The organism is Fibrobacter sp. UWB4, from assembly GCF_002210345.1.
In the GTDB taxonomy this organism is placed as follows: Bacteria; Fibrobacterota; Fibrobacteria; order Fibrobacterales; family Fibrobacteraceae; genus Fibrobacter.
On the sequence record NZ_MWQI01000008.1, the window covers coordinates 44609 to 63416 of the forward strand.

Genomic DNA, 18808 nt, shown 5'->3' on the forward strand with positions numbered 1-18808 from the left:
TTACTTCTTTTCCACAATTTTAATGTTTAAAATCGGATCGTTCAGGTCAATACGGCAGACAACATCATGTCCTTCGATAACCTTACCAAATACGGTATGATGGCCGTCCAAATGCGGCTGCGGGAGATGAGTGATGAAGAACTGAGAGCCGCCAGTATTCGGACCCTTGTTCGCCATAGAAATCACACCAGTCTCATGCTTAAGATCGTTTTTTTCATCGTCGATAGTGTAACCGGGACCGCCCGTTCCATCGCCATTCGGGTCGCCGCCCTGGATCATGAATCCTGGAACAACGCGGTGAAACACAAGACCGTTGTAGAACCCCTGATTCGCAAGTTCAACAAAGTTCGCTACGGTATTCGGAGCGGCCTTGAAGTTCAAGTCCACCACGATTTTCCCCTCATGGGTTGTAATTTCGGCAAGAATCTGGGAAACACCCGTATAATCCTTGTTAAAAACTTTTCCCGCAGCAAAAGCATTTGCGGCAAGGCACAAGGCACTGCAAATAATGAGTTTTCTAAACAAAACTTAACTTCCGTCGTTATACCGTTCTAAAAGAACAAATTGTTAAACAAGAATATAGTTTTTTTTTAAAGGGTTCACAGCGAATTACAATAAACAGGCACAAGATTTCTATATTTATGCAAAAACTCTTCAACATCTTAATATGCCGCAAAACAACAATATCCGTAATTTTAGCATTATCGCCCACATCGATCACGGCAAATCCACCTTGGCCGACAGAATGATTGAACTGACCAAGACTGTCTCCAAAAACGAAATGATGAACCAGCTCCTGGACGACATGGATCTGGAACGCGAACGCGGCATTACCATCAAGGCTCACGCCATCCGCATGGTCTACGAAAAAGATGGCGAAGAATACATTTTAAACATGATCGATACGCCGGGGCACGTGGACTTCACTTACGAAGTCAGCCGTTCCCTCGCCGCATGCGAAGGTGCAATCCTCGTGGTGGATGCAAGCCAGGGCATCGAAGCCCAGACGCTTTCGAACCTCTACCTTGCGATTGAAAACGACCTCACGATCATCCCGGTTTTGAACAAAGTAGACCTTCCGGGTGCACAGCCCGATCACGTGGCGCAGCTCGTCGGCGACCTACTCGGCTACGACCCGGACAAAATCCCGCGCATTTCCGCCAAGACGGGCCTCAACGTGGAACAGGTACTCGACAAGATTGTCGATGAAATCCCGGCCCCCAAGGGCGATTCCGGCAAGCCGCTCAAGGCCCTCATCTTTGACTCCGTTTACGATTCCTACCGTGGCGTCATCAACTACATCCGCATCGTCGAAGGCACACTCAAGGCGGGCATGAAAATCCGCATGATGAAGACGGGCGGCGAATATGTAGTCACGGAAGTCGGTACATTCAGCATGCGCCGCGACCCGCGCCCGGAACTCACCGAAGGCATGGTCGGCTACGTGCTCGCCAACGTGAAGACGATTAGCGACGTGAAGATCGGCGATACGCTTACCGATGCCGCTAATCCGGCCGAAGAACCGCTCCCGGGCTACAAGGACGTGCTCCCGATGATCTACTCGGGTATCTACCCCATCGACCCGGAAGACTACAAGGACTTGCGCGAAGCCCTTGAAAAGCTCCGCCTCAACGACTCCGCCCTCTGCTGGGAACCGGAAACTTCCGAAGCGCTCGGCTTTGGCTTCCGCACGGGCTTCCTCGGACTTTTGCACATGGAAATCGTGCAGGAACGATTGGACCGCGAATTCAACGTGGACATCATCACAACTGTGCCGAACGTGGAATATCATGTTTACATGAGCGATGGCTCCATGGTGAAAATCGAAAGCCCGTCCAAGCTCCCCGACGCTAGCCGCTACGACTACATCGAAGAGCCATACGTGAAGGCTCAGATCTTTACGCCGAAAGAATACGTCGGCGCCATGATGACACTTTGCGAAGAAAAGCGCGGCACGTTCGAAACGATGGAATACATCGACGAAACGAAGGTCATCCTCAAGTACGACCTCCCGCTTGCCGAAATCATGTTCGACTTCTACGACCGCCTCAAATCCTTAAGCCGCGGTTACGCAGGTCTCGACTACACGCCGAGCGAATACAAGCGCAACAACCTCGTCAAGCTCGACATTCTCTTGAACGGTGACCCGGTCGACGCCTTCTCCGTGATTATCCACCGCGACAAGGCCAACACCTACGCTAACGCCATCTGCGTAAAGCTCAAGGACCTCATTCCGCGCCAACAGTTCGACGTGGCCATCCAGGGGGCAATCGGCGGAAAGATCATCAGCCGCTCCACCGTGAAGGCTGTGCGCAAGGACGTGCTTGCCAAGTGCTACGGCGGTGACATCACCCGCAAGCGTAAGCTACTCGAAAAGCAGAAGGAAGGTAAGAAGCGCATGAAGAGCATCGGCTCTGTCGAAGTGCCGCAGAAGGCGTTCCTCGCAGTCCTCTCGCTCAGCGACGATTCCACCGGCGGCAACGACTAATCGCAATTCGAACCATGTCAGCACTCGATCGTAAAGTCAAGTCACTGCAACGACGCCATTCCAGGGCGCACGTGTTCTTTCTCGTCTTTATCCTCGGTGTTGTACTCGCCGCCATGATTGCAGTACGCTACTACATCATGGAACCCGTCCGAGTCCTGGACAATTCTCTCTATCCAAAATTCAAGAAGAACAGCATTTTGTGGATGTGCAAGCTTCCAAGCTGCACTGAAAAAATTGCAGATGGAGACTTTGTCTGGGGAATCATGCGGAACCAGGACAACATGGTGCGCAGGGTTTTGGGCATTCCAGGCGATTCGATCACGATTACAAACAACGGCAAAGTCTATACACCTCATCGCAATTTTAAGTGGAGAGGAGAAGATGCCTTTATCGAAACGCGAAGCATCTACGTTCCGCGCAAGGGAGACACGCTCCGATTCGACCAGTTAAACGATGTAGAACAAGACTACCTGATTTCGCTCATGCACGAGCAGAACGAAAAAATCTATGTCAAGTCGAGTCTCTGGCAAGGCAATCGAGAAATGCCCATAGAGCGCATCGGTTCCACCAAACTTGGAAACCGCCTTGTTAGTTTACAGGAAATCGACTACATGCCATGGCAAGATCGATTCCTCGTAGAACTGCAAATATTCCTTGCAGAACCGGGCAACACGCCCATCCACATCAAGCGCGAACTCTTCAGCGCCACAGATTCGTCCAAGATTTCTTATTACGTTGTACCAGAAGATTGCTACTACCTCGTTTGCGAAAAGGCAAGCCACTGCGCGGATTCAAGAGAAATCGGATTCTTTACAAAAAACCGCCTTCTCGGCCGAGCAAACAAAGTCGCCAATAAAATTCAATCGCAAATCGACAACCGTATTTTAAATTTCCAGAAATCGATTCAGCAGCAAATAAAGAAAAACAAGAAAAAAACGAACAAGAAAAAGCAATAAGTTACCAAAACTTAAAAAATCTAAATTTCCAGAAAACAGCCAAGCGCAACAAATTTAAAAATCTCAACAATTTATTCATTTGTCTTAACATTCCATTCCAAGATTTTTTTACGCTTTGGTAATTTAGAATCCTATTTTAAGAAAAGCAGAAGAAAGCCGAATTTTGCAACCAACCGTTTGCAAGAACACAAAAATAAAAGCATTGCGTATTAAAAGCAAAAACGCACCCGAGCCGGGTGCGTTTTGCAAATCCTCATTAGAAGTCCGCGCGTCTCGCACTACATCAAGCGCGCGTTCCACTAATTAGTCGAGCGTGTGGACCAAGAGACCGTCGCGGAGCTTCGGTTCAAACCACGTGCTCTTCGGCGGCATGATTTCGCCAGCATCGGCAATGCTCATGAGCTGATCGAGAGTGGTCGGGTACATGGCAAAGGCGCAAGCGCATTCACCACTATCGACGCGCTTCACAAGTTCGCCAAGACCACGGATGCCACCGACAAAGTCGATGCGCTTGGAAGTACGCGGATCGTCAATATCGAAAAGCGGCTTCAAGATGAGCTTCTGGAGGAGAGCCACATCGAGGCCATCGACCGGGCCAAGATTCTTGAGGAACTTGTCCTTGAACGTGCAAGCATACCACTTGCCGCCCATGTAGAAGTTCACCTGGTTCTGCTTGGCCGGGCTCTGCATGCTCGGCAATTCTTCGATGTCGAACACAAGCTTCATTTCTTCCATGAGCTGTTCCGGCGTACGGCCGTTCAAGTCCTTAAGCACGCGGTTGTAGTCCAAAATCTTGAGCTGGGTGCTCGGGAAGAGGATAGCGAGGTAACGGTTGTATTCTTCGTCGCCCGTGTTCTTCGGATTCTGTTCGGCGCGATAGCTGGCAGCGCGAGCGCCAGCAGCACTGCGGTGGTGACCGTCAGCGATGTAGCTCACCGGAATTTCTTCGAAGGACTTGCGGATAGCTTCGATTTCAGCGTCATCGTCGATGACCCAAACCGTGTGGCCAAAGCCGTCGCCCTTGCTCACGAAGTCGTAAACAGGCTTGCGCTTCGTCACGGCACCGAAGATATCAAACTGGCCGTTGTCGCGGTAAGTGAGGAACACCGGACCCGTATTGGCGTTCGTAGCAAGCACATGGCGCAAACGGTCTTCTTCCTTGTCAGCGCGGGTAAGTTCGTGCTTCTTGATGGTGCCGTTGAAGTAGTCAGCAGCCGGAACGCAGCACACAAGACCGTACTGTTCGCGACCGTTCATCGTCTGGCGATAAACGTAGAGGCACGGCTTCGGGTCGAAAGCGATCACGCCGTCTTCGATCATCTTGTCGAGATTTTCACGAGCGTGGGCATAAACCTTCGGATCGTAAGCATCGACAGAATCCGGAAGTTCGAGTTCGGCACGCGTCACGCGCAAGTAGGAGTGCGGAAGGCCCTCAGCCATAGCCTTGGCTTCGGCGCGATTCATCACGTCGTAAGGGAGCGCAGAGATAGTCTCAGCTTCAGCCGGGTTCACCGGACGCAAAGCCTTGAACGGATAGATGTGCATCATAGGTTTCTTTCCTTTGTGTGCTTCTTTGATTAAAACTTCGTCTTCGGCAATCAAGTTATGGATATAACCCGTCTTTGCCTCAATCCATTTTTTCTTTCTGTAACTTACGATGAAATAAGCTAGAAAAAAGAAGATGGCGCCGCCAATAGCAGCGACAATTGTAATGCCAATCATGAACGCCAACAGGTGGTCCGCAGCATCATTCCACAAATGCCCGATCACCGTCGTGAAATTCTTGAACGATAGCCCCTGGAATTCTTCCAAAAAGTCAAACTTAATCGCCGCCGGATGGACAATCTTGCACCCGAGCATGTAGCCCGTCGGGTAGAAAAATCCGAACTGAGTCAGCGGGTTTGCCACAAACGACGAGACAATCCCCGGAACCTTCGGAAGGCGGAACAACGCACAGAACGCAACCGTCAAAATAATGGCGACACCAATCGTCGGCCAAATACCAATAAAGACGCCCGCCGCCACAGACCACGCCACACGCATGGCATCCTGACGCCTCGGGAACATCCTATTGTAATAAATACGGCTTAAGCGTTTGTACTTCGATTCGTTCCTTCTCAATTTAACCATATCACCTCTTAAATAACCGAGCCAAAGATAGTAAAAGTAGGAAGTAAGCAGTAGACAGTAGGAAGGGGGAAGCCTCCCCCTGATTGCAGCCTTGCCCTATTGTCATGCCCGCCACCGAGCGGGCACCTCCTTCTAGGGCAAGTCTTCCATCACCCCTACGCCTAGGGACTACGCCCCTAAGACCCCATGAACAAGTTTTAAACACATTTTCTAAATTTCCGCCCATGAAACACTTGATTTCGAAAGAAGGCTTTGAAAAATTCAAGGCAGAATGGGAACATCTCAAATACGTCGAACGCCCGGCAATGATCAACCAGGTACAAGCCGCCGCTGCCGAAGGCGACCGCAGCGAAAACGCCGCCTACACTTACGGACGCATGCGCGTACGCGAAATTGACCGCCGCCTGCGTGAACTAGACCGCATTCTGGATGGCGCACAGATTGTCGAAAACGCCGCCACCAAGGACGGATCCATTCGCTTTGGCGCTACCGTCAAGATGCTCGACAAGAAGACCAAACGCGAAAAGGTTTACAGCATCGTCGGAGACAAGGAAATCGACCCGCTCCAGGGCCGCATCAGCATGAAGTCCCCCATCGGCGAAGCCTTGCAAGGCAAAAAAGCCGGCGACACCGTCGAAGTCCAAGCCCCCCGCGGAAAGATTACGTACGAAATTCTAGAAGTTAATTATTGAACATGTCATGCCCGCCACCGAGCGGGCACCTCCATTTCATTAAAAGAGAAGGAGATTCCCGCTGGAGTTTATCCCGGACTCTGTTCCGGGGCGGGAATGACAACTCAGCTTCTAAGCATCAACCACTTCCTACCGCCTACTTCCTACTGTCTACTAAACTATGTTCATCGATACTCATTGTCATATAGACTCTTACGAGCGCCATGCGGGCGAATCCTTTGACGCACTTCTAGAGCGTTTCCAGAGCGCCAGTTTCACGACCGAACGCAGCACAGCCAAGGAAAAGGCGGCAGCCTCCAAGATTGCACAGCCCGAAGCATTCATTCACGTTGCCTGCGACCCGGCCGACTTCGACCGCGCCCGAGAACTCAGCGAAAAATATCCGTTCGTCTACACTGCATACGGCATCCATCCCGAGTACGTCGAAACAGAGACCGCCGAAGATGAAGCACGAATGATGGAATTTTTGAAGCACCCGAAGTGCGTTGCCTGCGGTGAATTCGGCCTTGATTACCATTACGGTGCCGAAACAAAGGCCGCCCAAGTCAAGCTTTTCGAACGCCATTTGCAGCTCGGCATCGAAAGCGGCAAGCCTCTCGTACTCCACCTGCGTGAAGCCGATAACGACGCCCTCGCCGTGCTCCACTCTGCGAGCCTCCACGACCGCAACATCCATGTCCATTGCTTTACAGGTACACCAGAATTCGTCGAGCAGCTTCTTCAGCTAGACGCAAACATCTTCGTCGGATTCACGGGAATCGTCACGTTCAACAACGCGCAAAACGTCCGGGATGCAGCAGCGCTCGTACCGCTCGACCAGATGCTTTTGGAGACCGACGCCCCTTACATGGCGCCCGTCCCCTTCCGCGGCAAGCCCTGCCATTCCGGCTACATCCCGTTTATTGCCGACAAGCTCGCCGAAATAAAAAACGTGACGGTAGAAGAACTCTACCATCACTGTCGTGAAAATACGAAAAAATGCTATAGAATCTGAATAACTTTATTTGTCATGCCCGCCTCCGAGCGGGCATTTCCCAAGACTATAAAAAGGAGATTCCCGGTCATCCCCGTCAAGCGAGGACAAGCGCCGGGAATGACAACGAAGCCGAGAGTAGCGCGAAAGCATACTTTCGCATTACCGAGGCGATCAAATCAAGCCCCGTTAGGGGAATGACAAAGGAGTCGAGTGATGCAGAAACATGCTTGCATGTTTCTATATCCGAGGCGATCAAGTCAAGCCCCGTTAGGGGAATGACAAAGGCATTTATGCTTTAACGGCTTCCGGTTCTGTTTCGAAGCTGGATCCCTGCGCCGGAACATTATAATGTTCCTTCATGTACTCTAGCGCTTTATCTGTATTGAGCGGCCTGCTAAAGTAGTACCCCTGAATCAAGTGGCAGCCTTCGCGATACAAGAAGTCGAGCTGTTCCTTCGTTTCAACGCCTTCGGCGATGAGGTCCAAGTTCAATGACCTCGCAATGCCAATCACCATGCGTGCAAACGAAGCATCTTCTTCATTATCCGCCACGTGATCCACAAAGTACTTGTCCATCTTGAGCGTATGCACCGGATAACGCTTCAAGTAAGATAGCGAGCTGTAACCCGTGCCAAAGTCATCAATCGAAATCTGGATGCCCATGTTCGAAAGCGCACGCATGATTTCAATCGTCTTGTCAGCCTCGCACATAGCCGTGTATTCAGTGATTTCAAGCTTCAAGTTGCGCGGATTCAAGTTCGTCTCCGTCAGCACGCGACGCACATCATCGACCATGGAATCCATCGAGAACTGCTTAGCCGAGAAGTTCACCGCCACCTGGATATCCTTGTAGCCCATATCGACCCATTGCTTGGTCTGCCTACAGGCCATGCGCAAAATAAGTGCACCCATAGGCACAATGAGGCCGGTTTCTTCGGCAATCGGGATAAATTCAGCCGGCGAAATAATGCCTCGTTCCGACTGATTCCAGCGCACAAGCGCTTCAAAGCCCACAATCTTGTTGCCCGCCTGGATATCGACAATCGGCTGGTACATCAGCACAAATTCTTGGGCCTGGATTGCCCTGCGAATTTCAAATTCGAGCTTGTAAAGCTTCATCGCCTTTTCGCGAATGCCGCCGCTAAAGAACTGGATACCGCCATGGTTAATGCCCTTCTTCATATCGCGAAGGCTCGCGTTTGCATTGGCAAGAATGTCCTCGACGCAATCGACATCCTGGTTTACGACAATCGACATCGAAACGCTGATGTAAAGGTCTTTGCCTTCCAGCGCAATCGGAGATTTTACCTTGTTATGAATATTACGTACAAGCGGTATCAAATCATCATTCGGATCGCGGCTCTGGATGTTATGCAAAATGACCGCAAAAACATCAGGTCCAATACGAGCCACGCAGTCATCCGGGCGGGCAACAGACTTTAAACGGTCGGCAATCGTGCGGAGGACATTATCACCGATATTGATGGAATAAGAAGCATTGATAGCGCCAAAGCTATCGACATCCAAAAGCGCTACGGCAAAAACATAACCCGGGCGCTTCGCTGCGATATCCACATCGGTCTTAAGCTTTTCCAAGAAATACTTGCGATTGAAGATGCCCGTGAGCGCATCCTGGTAAACGTAATTATAGCGTTCACGTTCCGCAGACTTGCGATCGACAGATTCAGTCAGGGAACCGATTACGCGAATCGGGCGACCCATTTCATTGCTCTGGACACGGCCGCTAATCACGAGCTTTGCATTTTTCTTGGAAGCATCCAGCAACGTCAGATTGCACGAGAACGTACCTGAGGTCTGCAAAGCGGCATTGAGCTGTTCACGGAAAGCATTCCAGTCGCTTTCGATCACCCTGTTTTTTAGAGGTTCAAAAGAATCTTCAAGGTTCGCACTTTCAGCAGCAAGCAACTTCGCTATGCGGTTAGACCAGTAAACCTTCCCGGACGCCACATCAAATGTCCAGAATCCATCAGACGACACATCGATCATCATCTGGAAGAGTTCATCTTTTTCAAGAAGATCCTTCTTAAGATCGCGAATCGGCTCTACGACCTTCGGTTCAGGGATTTCAACATCGTTGCGGATCTTCCGACCATCTTTTGGAAACTTGTAGAAAAGAGCAACATACGCCAAAAAAACTATCGCCAAAAAGTACGGTATGAAATTATAGACGTGCTCAGTAAAATTCAGAATATCGGGAATCGATTCTGCAAATAGGAAACACGCTAACAATAGCGAAAAACGCAACACCACATGTTCATCAAAAAGTCTCATGTCAACCCAATCTTTTATTTACACCTAAAATAGGTAGAATATTTCAAAACGGAACACCATGGAAGAATTTAGTAATGATTTCTTTACTCCAATTCCTAGTATTCCAATTTGGAATATTTATCGTGTTAATTAACATGGATACTTACATTTGAAATTTTGCAGGTATCCACATCAACTATAATTGAATATAGGCTTAAAATATCGAAAAAGCTCATTATAGATAAAATATTTTTCAACATTTGGATAAATTATTTTTTACCATTTATCAACACCGTTAAATACTGCGTTTTGTGAGGGGCATCACTCTTTTTCGTATCGCAAGATGATCCAAATTGTTCCAAAAAATTGGAAAAAAGATACATCCCCGACAATCATTTTCCTAAAATTTTATGATCAAAAAAATGGCCCAGGCACCCCTACCCCGCGGCAAAATGTAAACAAGCAACATTCCGTAATGTAAAAACAAGCAAACATTCAAAGCAAAAAAGAACACTTGGTATCAACCAAGCGTTCTTTAATTCCTATGCAATTAGCATTTGGGAAAGGAGGGGCCGTGAGCGAAAAACGCCTCGTATTAACGAGGCGTGATTGCGAGAGAATCCGCCAGCCTGCATATTTCATCCAGATTCTAGCGGATTCGGTCTAATGTTTTGGAGGGCGGAGCCTTCCCTAGTCTAAAGCGATGCCTTGCGTTAAGCAAGGCATTGCATCCGTGAGCAAAAAGCGACCGGTATTAACCGGTCGCGATTGCGAGAGCGAGGCGATATCACATTGTATTGAATGCGATAGAGCCGAGCGGTCTTATTAAACAGCGCCCTGCCACTTCATGGCATCGGCAACCTTGAGGAAGCCAGCGATGTTTGCACCCATGACGAGGTTGCCCTTCTGGCCGTACTTGACAGCAGCAGAGGAAGCAGCGGCGTAGATGCTCTTCATGATGCCTTCGAGCTTCTTATCGACTTCTTCGAAGGTCCAAGAGAGACGTTCGGAGTTCTGAGACATTTCGAGGCCGGAGGTAGCAACGCCACCAGCGTTAGCAGCCTTGGCAGGTCCAAAGAGAACGCCAGCCTTCTGGAAGGCTTCGATAGCTTCCGGAGTAGACGGCATGTTAGCACCTTCAGCAACAGCCTTCACGCCGTTAGCGATAAGAGCCTTTGCACCTTCGAGGTCGAGTTCGTTCTGAGTTGCGCACGGAAGAGCGATGTCGCACTTGACCGTCCAAACGCCCTTAGAACCTTCGTGGTATTCAGAACCCGGAACGAGCTTAGCGTATTCGCTGATACGAGCGCGCTTGTTGTTCTTAAGGTCGAGAACGACGTCGAGGTTGATGCCGTTCGGGTCGTAGATGTAGCCGTTGGAGTCAGAAACGGTAACAACCTTAGCACCGAGCTGCGTTGCCTTCTGGCAAGCGAACTGAGCAACGTTACCAGAACCGGAGATCACGACAGTCTTGCCTTCGAAGGAGTCATTAGCGAGGTCCTTGAGCATTTCGCGAGTGAAGTAGCAGAGGCCGTAACCGGTAGCTTCGGTACGAGCGAGAGAACCACCGTAGGAGAGGCCCTTACCCGTGAGAACGCCGACGAATTCGTTGCGGATGCGCTTGTACTGACCGAACATGTAACCGATTTCGCGAGCGCCAGTACCCTGGTCACCAGCCGGAACGTCCGTGTCGGCACCGACGTGCTTGCAGAGTTCAGTCATGAAAGACTGGCAGAAGCGCATCACTTCGTTGTCGCTCTTACCCTTAGGATCGAAGTCGGAACCGCCCTTGCCGCCGCCCATGGGGAGCGTGGTCAAGCTGTTCTTGAAGATCTGTTCGAAGCCGAGGAACTTGAGCATGGAAAGAGTAACTTCGTTACGGAGACGGATACCGCCCTTGTAAGGACCGATAGCGGAGTTGAACTGCACGCGGTAGCCACGGTTCACCTGAACGTTACCCTTGTCATCGAGCCAAGGTACGCGGAAGGTGATCACGCGTTCCGGTTCAACGAGGCGGTCGATCACGCCGTTAGTTTCCCAAGACTTGTCCTGTTCGAGGACGGGGTCGAGGGATTCGAGGAATTCGCGGACAGCCTGGTGGAAGAGGGCCTGGTCCGGATCACGGGCGACGACCTTTTCATAAACCTTCTGAAGGTAAGCATTCTTAATTGCCATTTTTTATATCTCCGTTGAGAATTTTGATTGTTAATGTTTTAACGCTTGTAAAGATAGTAAAGGGTGTTAGGAAAAAGTGAAAAAGGAGTAAAAATCTTCAATTTCTTACATTTTTGTAAGTTAGTTTTTCATCAGTTTTACCAATTGTTTTTTTTCGCGAAAAATCAAGGGTATATAGTAGAAAGACTTACATTTTTGTAAGTTTATGTATTTTGCAAAATTTAGTAAAGAAAGTTTTACATTCTCTACAGTGTTTTTCTTTATACGAGAAGGCGGTGCGCTCCCCATACGCGGATCATGACCACATAAGAGCTAAAGCTCTAAGTGGTCAAAGAACTCGGAGGCGGGCATGACATAGCAAAAAAGCCTGCACAGAGGCGGACTTTACAATACTAAAAATGACTGGATCTTTCCGCTTTTAGCGTCAAGATGACAAGCGTCTACTAGATTTCCATGAAGGCTTTGAGGTCGCCCATGCGGCGCTTGGCATATTCAAAGCCCATGTTATAAGTTTCATCGAGCTTTTCACGGTCGGTCTCGAAAAGGTCACAGACCTTGCTCTCCGGGCGGAAAATCAAAAGATTGCCCGTCTTTTCGAGTTTTTCCATTTCAGCAAACATCTTCTCGTAACGCTTGTAACGCAACATAAGCGCACGGAAGAAATCTGGATACTTGCGCTTGAACACCGGATTCAAGACCATCCGGAACTTGCGAAAGTCCGTCACACTTTCACCGGGGTAATGCGTCGAGACGACAACGACCTTGTCACAGCCCTTTTCAAAGGCGCGCTTGTACGGAATTGGAGAAGTGACACAGCCATCCGCATAATGCTTGCCATCAATTTCAGCAATCGGGAAAAGAATCGGAAGTGCGCTACTCGCGTTAACAATGTCGAGCAACCGCTTTTCGCTCATGTACTCCTGGAAGAATTCCGAGCGGCCCGTTTCACAGCACGTAAGGCCAAATTCGCATTCAACGCCCGAACCAAAGAACAGGTGAAAATCGAACGGAATATCGCCATACGCAGCATTGTAATGGAGCGCATGGCACTCTTTCTGGATCCCATCAAGAATGCGGTTGGCGTGATCCATCCCGTGCTGGATTTTAGTCGGCTGAATGATATGGCGGAAACGTCCACGCTGACGCGTGACAAAATTCATCGCGGCATGGCAACCGGCACTCACACCCGTAAAATACGAGAAATAAATATCCTCGTCCATCCAGGCATCTAGAACACCTGCCGTAAAAATGGTCTGACGCGAACCACCTTCAAGAGCCAAGCCAATCTTCACTACTTGCTCTCCTCAGGAATGATTTCTTCAGGAGTTTCAGCCGCGACAGGAAGAATAGCCCCCTGCTGTCCTAAAGCAATCTGCTTCAGGTTCCAGACCTTCTGGCGGAAGTATTCGCTGCGTTCTGCCAGATGCTTGGATGACGGGATCCCCTTGACTCGTTCAATCTTTTCGGGTTCGTCCACCACAATCTGCGTGCGGTGCCCAATCTTGTAAATGCCATCAATGCCAACAGAAAGAACCGGTGCGCCCGTACTGCGGGCGAGGAACGCAAATCCCGTCTTGAACTCGTTCAACAAGCCGTCATAGCGGCACTTGCCTTCCGGGAAAATAATAACGGAATTGCCCTTTTCAAGTTCCTTCTTTGCAATCAAGGCCCATTCGGTATCGAGATTAAAGCGATCGCAAGGAATAACATTCTTAAAGCGGGATAGAGCCCAATGAAAATGCGGGTCTTCGACCTGGTCCTTGGCGACAACGATACTGCGCTTATGGAAGAACAAAGACTGCACCAACAACGGGTCAAGCATACTCGTGTGATTTACAATGATAATCATCGGCTCCTTAAGGTCAGTCGACTTGACCGACCCTAAGAACTTCATCTTGGGACGATAAAATACTAACAAGTAAGTGCGCACCAAGTGAACAACCAGGAAGAGCACAAACTTCCAGAACAAATCAGCAATTATTTTTTTCGATTTTTCAATCATCCGCAAACGTATTTTTCTATTTGAAGATTCCGGCTAGGTTCCGGCTCGGGGGCCGGAATGACGTTGCTAAATGACGTTTCGTCACTGCAACGTTATACCAGCGTCATGGCGGACTAGATCCGCCATCTAAATCACTTTCCGAGGCTTTCCTTAGGAATGGACGTAAACGTAAGGGAACCCTTGGCGTGGACATTGCCGTTCACCTTGACAACGCAGTCAAAGCCGACGATAACTCCACCGCCCTTCGTCTTGTTGACGGAGATTTCGAGCTGGTCGCCCGGAATCACAGGCTTCACGAACTTGAAACCGTCAATCTTCAAAAGAACGTACAAGTTCTTTTCGAGGTCTTCGGCCGGCTTCTCGATAACGAGAGAGCAGAGCTGGGCGCAGGCTTCGCAAATGAGGACGCCCGGCATAATCGGGGTGCCCGGGAAGTGGCCCATGAAGTACGGTTCGTTCACGGAAACATTCTTAATGCCCGTTGCAGATTCGTTCGGAACGAGTTCCGTGACCTTTTCGATCATCTGGAAAGGCGGACGCTGGGCAATCTTTTCGCTGATCTGGTAAATGTTCATCACAGGGAAAGACCTCCATCCAAAACGATGACCTGCCCCGTCACATAAGCGAACTGGTCAGAAGCAAGTGCAGAAACGACGTTTGCGACTTCGTCAGCAGAAGCAAAGCGCTTGAGAGGCACCTTTTCGAGGTAGCCCTTGCGGGTTTCTTCCGGGATGGCTTCGATCATTTCTGTAGCGACAAAGCCCGGAGCGACAGCGTTCACGCGGATACCGTAACCGCCAAGTTCCTTGGCAAGCGTCTGCGTAAAGGAGTTCACGGCGCCCTTCGTGGCACTGTAAACAGCCTGGCCAGCGAGAGCGAACTTGGAAGAAACAGAAGACATGTTGATGATCACGCCAGACTTCTGCTTGTACATCTTGACAGCGACCTGCTGTGCGCAGTAGAAGTAGCCCTTCACGTTCAAGTCAAAGCACTTGTCGAGCGTATCTGGGTTCATCATCAAAAGATATTCGTCACGGACAATGCCTGCGTTGTTCACGAGCACGTCGATACGGCCATAAGCCTTGAAAACATCGCGCACCATCTGCTTGACTTCGGAAAGCACGGCGACGTTTGCCTTGTAGACCATGCCATCGCCACCTTCGGCCTTAATTTGTTCAAGCGTCTGGAGTGCAGCGTCATCAGAGCTGGAGTAGTTTACGACGACCGTGTAGCCGTCACGAGCGAGGCGGAGGGCACAAGCCTTGCCAATCCCCTTAGAAGAACCAGTAACGATTGCAACTTTCATTATAAATTCTCCTTCAAAAAATTATTTACCGAGAACGACGGCGCTGTAAGAACCGCCCGTAGCAAAAGACGTGACCAGGATCTTCTTGAAGCCCGCTGTTGCGACCTTCTTCTTGGACACTTCGCCATTTGCAATAAAGTAGGCGTTTTCTTCGGCAAGTTCACCACCGAGCATGAGAGCGGCTTCGGCAGCGGCGAGTGTCGCAGAAGCGGCACGGCCTTCGCCCACGCGTTCCTTCACCTGGAAGAGCGGGAGGCTTGCGAGCTTGTCGCCAAACACGCGAGCGTATGCGCCCTTTTCGATATCGTCAATCTTCTTGAAGCCGTTTGCAAAACCGCAGACAGCGTCAATTTCGTCAATGCTGACGCCTGCATCGTTGAGGGCATCCTTGATAGCGATGTCGAGAGCTTCGTCAGAACCGGAGATGTGACCGAACTTCACGTTCTTGCGGCCATTGCCGTAACCGAGGGCGTAGCAGTAAACCTTTGCACCACGGGACTTGGCGTAGTCTTCGGTTTCCATGATGATAGAAACGGAGCCATCGCCCACCACAAAGCCATTGGAGTTGGAATACGGTTCCACCACCTTGTCGGCAGCGACGTTCATCTTCTGGCAGAGTTCGGTGATGATCGGGAGATTTTCGTCCGTACCCGTAGCCATCATAGCCTCTTCCTGACCGTCGTGGATGACGTTCATGGAGTAGCCGATGCTATCGAGACCGGAGAGCGGACCCGTCGTGATGGTGACGCCGTAGCCCTTGATTCCAGAGAGGATCGAGAGATAGCCACCGGCGGCATTATAAACTGTGTGAGGGAACTTGAAGGCGCTACCGCCTGCATTACCGGCTTCGGCAATGAGTTCCTCGAAATCGTAAGTGGCACCGAGGCCGCCTTCGCTGGTACCCACGATGATACCGATCTGCTTGGCGTTATCTTCAGTGACCGTAAAGTTTGCATCCTTGAGGGCGCGCATGCCGGACACAGTCTGGAGCTGTCCCAGATTGTCGAGCTTGCGGTAGAAGGCCATCTTGATGCCGAGTTCCTTGTAATCGTCGTTCGTGACGGTAGAGCAAATGGAAGCGGATTCCGGGAGCTTACCGTTCTTGACGGCGTCAAGGTAAATTTCCTTGCTGTTTCCGATTGGGCTAACAATGCCAATACCTGTCACAGCAATCTTCTTATCCTTAGCGACCTGGCTCTGCACATCGCCCGGCTTCTTGCTGAACACGATACTTGCGTTCGTGCCGCCGAAAGCGACGTTGTTGCTCATGACGCATTCGAGTTCCTTAGTACGCGGGGTGTTCTGCACGTAGTCCATTGTGCCGACCTTGGCCTTGAGGGCTTCGGAATCTTCGGCAGAGTAATGGAGCGTCGGCAAAACGGTGTTCGTCGTGAGAGCCTTGATGCTGAACACGGCTTCGATTGCACCGGCAGCGCCGAGGCAGTGGCCCGTCATTACCTTGGTCGAACTGACACTCAAGGTCGGATTTTCTTCGTCGAAGAACTTGTGGAATGCATTGATTTCTGCATTGTCGTTCTTGCCCGTACCCGTACCGTGAGCGTTCAGGTAACCGATGTCAGACTTCTTGATGCCAGAATTCTTGACAGCGCGGTTCATCGCTTCGAGGAGGCAGACGCCATCTTCGCGAGGAGCAGTAATGTGGTGGGCGTCGCTTGTAACACCTGCGCCGAGAACTTCGCAATAACGCTTGGCGTTACGCTTTTCGGCGTGTTCCAGAGATTCGACAATCACGATGCCGGCACCTTCACCGAGGGTGATGCCGTTGCAGTGGTTGAACGGAGAGCAACCGTTTTCGTCCAAGGCATGGAGCGAAAGGAAGCCGGAATACGGAACAGAAGCAAAGGAGTCAGAGCCACCGGCGATCACGACATCGGCTTTGCCTGCGCGGATAAGGTCGCAAGCAAGAGCAATGGAAATCGTACCGGCAGCGCAAGCGTTACCCACGTTTGTGACAATGCCGCCCGCATGGCAAGCTTCTGCCACCTGGGAGGCGATTGCGGCAATGGGCATCTTCGGAATTTCGTTGACATTCTTACCGTGGCGATGGTACTGTTCAATGCTGAGGACGCCACCCACGCAGCTACCGATGATGACGCTTACGCGGCTGCTATCGGCAAAGTCACCGAGACCAGCATCGTTCAGGGCTTCTTTCATAGCCTTGATGCAGAGCTTGGAGGCGCGGTCCTTTTCGTCCGGGCATTCAATATCGTCCAGCGTATCACAGTTCACTTCGGCAGCGAGGTCTGCATAGCAGTTCTTGGTATCGAGAGAAGTGGTCTTGTGAATGCCGGAGACGGAATTCAGGGCGTTTTTCCAGGTTTCTTCAACATTGTTGCCTACAGCGCAGATAACGCCAAGGCCAGAAACAACACAGCGACGATTATTAGATGTCATAGAAATTCCAAACAATACTCAAATAAAAAGGCTTGATTAAGCCTTGTTCTTTTCGATGAAAGCGGCGATGGTATCGATGCTCTGGAAGTTTTCCTTTGCAACGCCAGTCATGGAAACGCCGAAGTTGTCATCGACGAAGGAGATGATTTCAAGGGAGTCCACGGAGTCAAGACCGATTTCTTCGCCGAAAAGCGGAGTATCGTAATTCAGGACATCACCATCTACGCCGAGATCGGACATAAAGAATGCCTTGAGTTTGCTCTTGATTTCTTCGTTTGCCATATTTTTGTATCCTCTTTTGATAAAATTTTAGCACAAAGATAGAAAATTATTCTTTCCAAAACCGCCCCTTTTTCGAAAAACGTATAAAATGCAGTTTTAGCCGATAAGCGGTAATGGATATTATAAATAGGTTACAGTTAACAATAAAGCGGGAACTCGTTCGAAACTCGTATTGTAAACTTTTTCAAAAAGAAAGCATTCTGACACATTTAAATATCATTAACAGAAACATTATTTACTAAATTATGGCGCATGATTTCATACGTATTTCCCGGTCAGGGTTCTCAGTTCCCAGGAATGGGCAAAGATTTATTCGAATCGAACGCCGACGTAAAGTCGATGTTCCTCAAGGCAAACGAAATTCTCGGCTTCAACATCACTGACGTGATGTTCAATGGCACCGCAGAAGACCTCAAGCAGACGAAAGTCACGCAGCCAGCAGTGTTCCTGCTCTCTGTTGCTATGGCTAAGGTCCAGGGTGGCAAGCCGGATATGGCCGCAGGGCATTCGCTTGGCGAATTCTCCGCACTCACGGCCACGGGCGCCATCACATTTGAAGCAGGCCTCAAGCTCGTTGCAAAGCGTGCAGAAGCCATGCAGAAGGCTTGCGAACTCCGCCCGGGTACGATGGCCGCTGTTCTCGGCGGTTCTGATGAACTCGTCGAAGAAGCTTGCGCACAGGTCAAGGACGCAGCCGTTGTTCCGGCAAACTTCAACAGCCCGGGACAGGTCGTTATCTCTGGCGAAAAGAAGGGCATTGACGAAGTTGCCGCTTACCTCACCGGCAAGGTGAAGCGCGTCGTTCCGCTGCAGGTCGGTGGTGCATTCCACTCCCCGCTCATGGAAAGCGCCCGTGCAGAACTTGCAAAGGCTATCGAAGAAACTGAATTTTCGACTCCGGTCTGCCCGGTCTACCAGAACGTAGACGCCAAGCCGCACACGGATCCGAACGAAATTAAGGCTAACCTTCTCACTCAGCTCACCTCCCCCGTCCGCTGGACACAGACGGTCAAGAACATGATTGCAGACGGCGCCACAGAATTTAAGGAACTTGGCCCCGGCGAAGTTCTTACCAACCTTATCAAGCGCATTCAGAAGTAAGCGCAAACACACAG

General features: G+C 50.3%; 15 protein-coding genes and 1 pseudogene. 5 read left to right on the plus strand and 11 right to left on the minus strand.

What is annotated here, in order from left to right:
- Positions 1 to 426, minus strand: coding sequence for a peptidylprolyl isomerase (locus B7990_RS11650; protein ID WP_173353887.1), 426 nt, complete (start codon positions 424 to 426; stop codon positions 1 to 3).
- A gap of 241 nt (positions 427 to 667) precedes the next feature.
- On the opposite strand from B7990_RS11650, the gene lepA reads away from it, so the two are divergent.
- A complete protein-coding gene (gene lepA / locus B7990_RS11655; RefSeq protein ID WP_073424034.1) occupies positions 668 to 2488 on the plus strand; it encodes a translation elongation factor 4 in 1821 nt (606 codons plus the stop codon).
- Between the two features lie 14 nt (positions 2489 to 2502).
- Complete coding sequence (locus tag B7990_RS11660) at positions 2503 to 3444, plus strand: S26 family signal peptidase (RefSeq protein ID WP_088641108.1); 942 nt, start codon at positions 2503 to 2505, stop codon at positions 3442 to 3444.
- A gap of 303 nt (positions 3445 to 3747) precedes the next feature.
- Here the strand turns inward: B7990_RS11660 and B7990_RS11665 are convergent, their stop codons facing one another.
- Positions 3748 to 4992, minus strand: a complete 1245-nt coding sequence (locus tag B7990_RS11665) for a DUF1015 domain-containing protein (protein ID WP_368668132.1) — start codon at positions 4990 to 4992, stop codon at positions 3748 to 3750.
- A 99-nt stretch (positions 4993 to 5091) separates the two neighbouring features.
- Positions 5092 to 5574 (minus strand): annotated as a pseudogene (locus B7990_RS15255) (DUF2062 domain-containing protein); the annotation flags it as partial.
- Positions 5575 to 5798: 224 nt separating this feature from the next.
- Between B7990_RS15255 and greA the strand changes: the two are divergent.
- Positions 5799 to 6266, plus strand: a complete 468-nt coding sequence (gene greA, locus B7990_RS11675; protein WP_088641111.1) for a transcription elongation factor GreA — start codon at positions 5799 to 5801, stop codon at positions 6264 to 6266.
- 160 nt (positions 6267 to 6426) lie between these two features.
- Positions 6427 to 7260: a TatD family hydrolase gene (locus B7990_RS11680; protein WP_088641112.1), complete on the plus strand. Its 834-nt coding sequence runs from the start codon at positions 6427 to 6429 to the stop codon at positions 7258 to 7260.
- 270 nt (positions 7261 to 7530) lie between these two features.
- Here the strand turns inward: B7990_RS11680 and B7990_RS11685 are convergent, their stop codons facing one another.
- From B7990_RS11685 to B7990_RS11720, 8 genes are all read right to left on the minus strand, one after another.
- On the minus strand, positions 7531 to 9534 hold the full coding sequence (locus tag B7990_RS11685; protein ID WP_088641113.1) for a bifunctional diguanylate cyclase/phosphodiesterase: 2004 nt from the start codon (positions 9532 to 9534) through the stop codon (positions 7531 to 7533).
- Positions 9535 to 10338: 804 nt separating this feature from the next.
- Positions 10339 to 11688, minus strand: coding sequence for an NADP-specific glutamate dehydrogenase (gdhA, locus tag B7990_RS11690; RefSeq protein ID WP_014544927.1), 1350 nt, complete (start codon positions 11686 to 11688; stop codon positions 10339 to 10341).
- Between the two features lie 443 nt (positions 11689 to 12131).
- Positions 12132 to 12980 (minus strand): patatin family protein, encoded by an 849-nt coding sequence (locus B7990_RS11695; RefSeq protein ID WP_088641114.1) that lies wholly within the window; start codon positions 12978 to 12980, stop codon positions 12132 to 12134.
- Complete coding sequence (locus B7990_RS11700; RefSeq protein ID WP_088641115.1) at positions 12980 to 13690, minus strand: 1-acyl-sn-glycerol-3-phosphate acyltransferase; 711 nt, start codon at positions 13688 to 13690, stop codon at positions 12980 to 12982. The genes B7990_RS11695 and B7990_RS11700 overlap by 1 nt, the downstream gene beginning before the upstream one ends.
- Before the next feature lie 131 nt (positions 13691 to 13821).
- Entirely contained in the window at positions 13822 to 14265 is a 444-nt protein-coding gene (gene fabZ / locus B7990_RS11705; RefSeq protein ID WP_015732419.1) for a 3-hydroxyacyl-ACP dehydratase FabZ, read from the minus strand.
- Positions 14265 to 14996: an SDR family NAD(P)-dependent oxidoreductase gene (locus B7990_RS11710; protein WP_088641116.1), complete on the minus strand. Its 732-nt coding sequence runs from the start codon at positions 14994 to 14996 to the stop codon at positions 14265 to 14267. The genes fabZ and B7990_RS11710 overlap by 1 nt, the downstream gene beginning before the upstream one ends.
- A gap of 21 nt (positions 14997 to 15017) precedes the next feature.
- Entirely contained in the window at positions 15018 to 17411 is a 2394-nt protein-coding gene (locus B7990_RS11715) for a beta-ketoacyl-[acyl-carrier-protein] synthase family protein (protein WP_088641117.1), read from the minus strand.
- Between the two features lie 36 nt (positions 17412 to 17447).
- Positions 17448 to 17693, minus strand: coding sequence for an acyl carrier protein (locus tag B7990_RS11720; RefSeq protein WP_014544921.1), 246 nt, complete (start codon positions 17691 to 17693; stop codon positions 17448 to 17450).
- 252 nt (positions 17694 to 17945) lie between these two features.
- Between B7990_RS11720 and fabD the strand changes: the two genes are divergently transcribed.
- Positions 17946 to 18794 carry an ACP S-malonyltransferase gene (fabD, locus tag B7990_RS11725; protein WP_088641118.1) on the plus strand — a complete coding sequence of 283 codons (849 nt, stop codon included), beginning with the start codon at positions 17946 to 17948 and terminating at the stop codon, positions 18792 to 18794.
- Positions 18795 to 18808 lie beyond the last annotated feature (14 nt).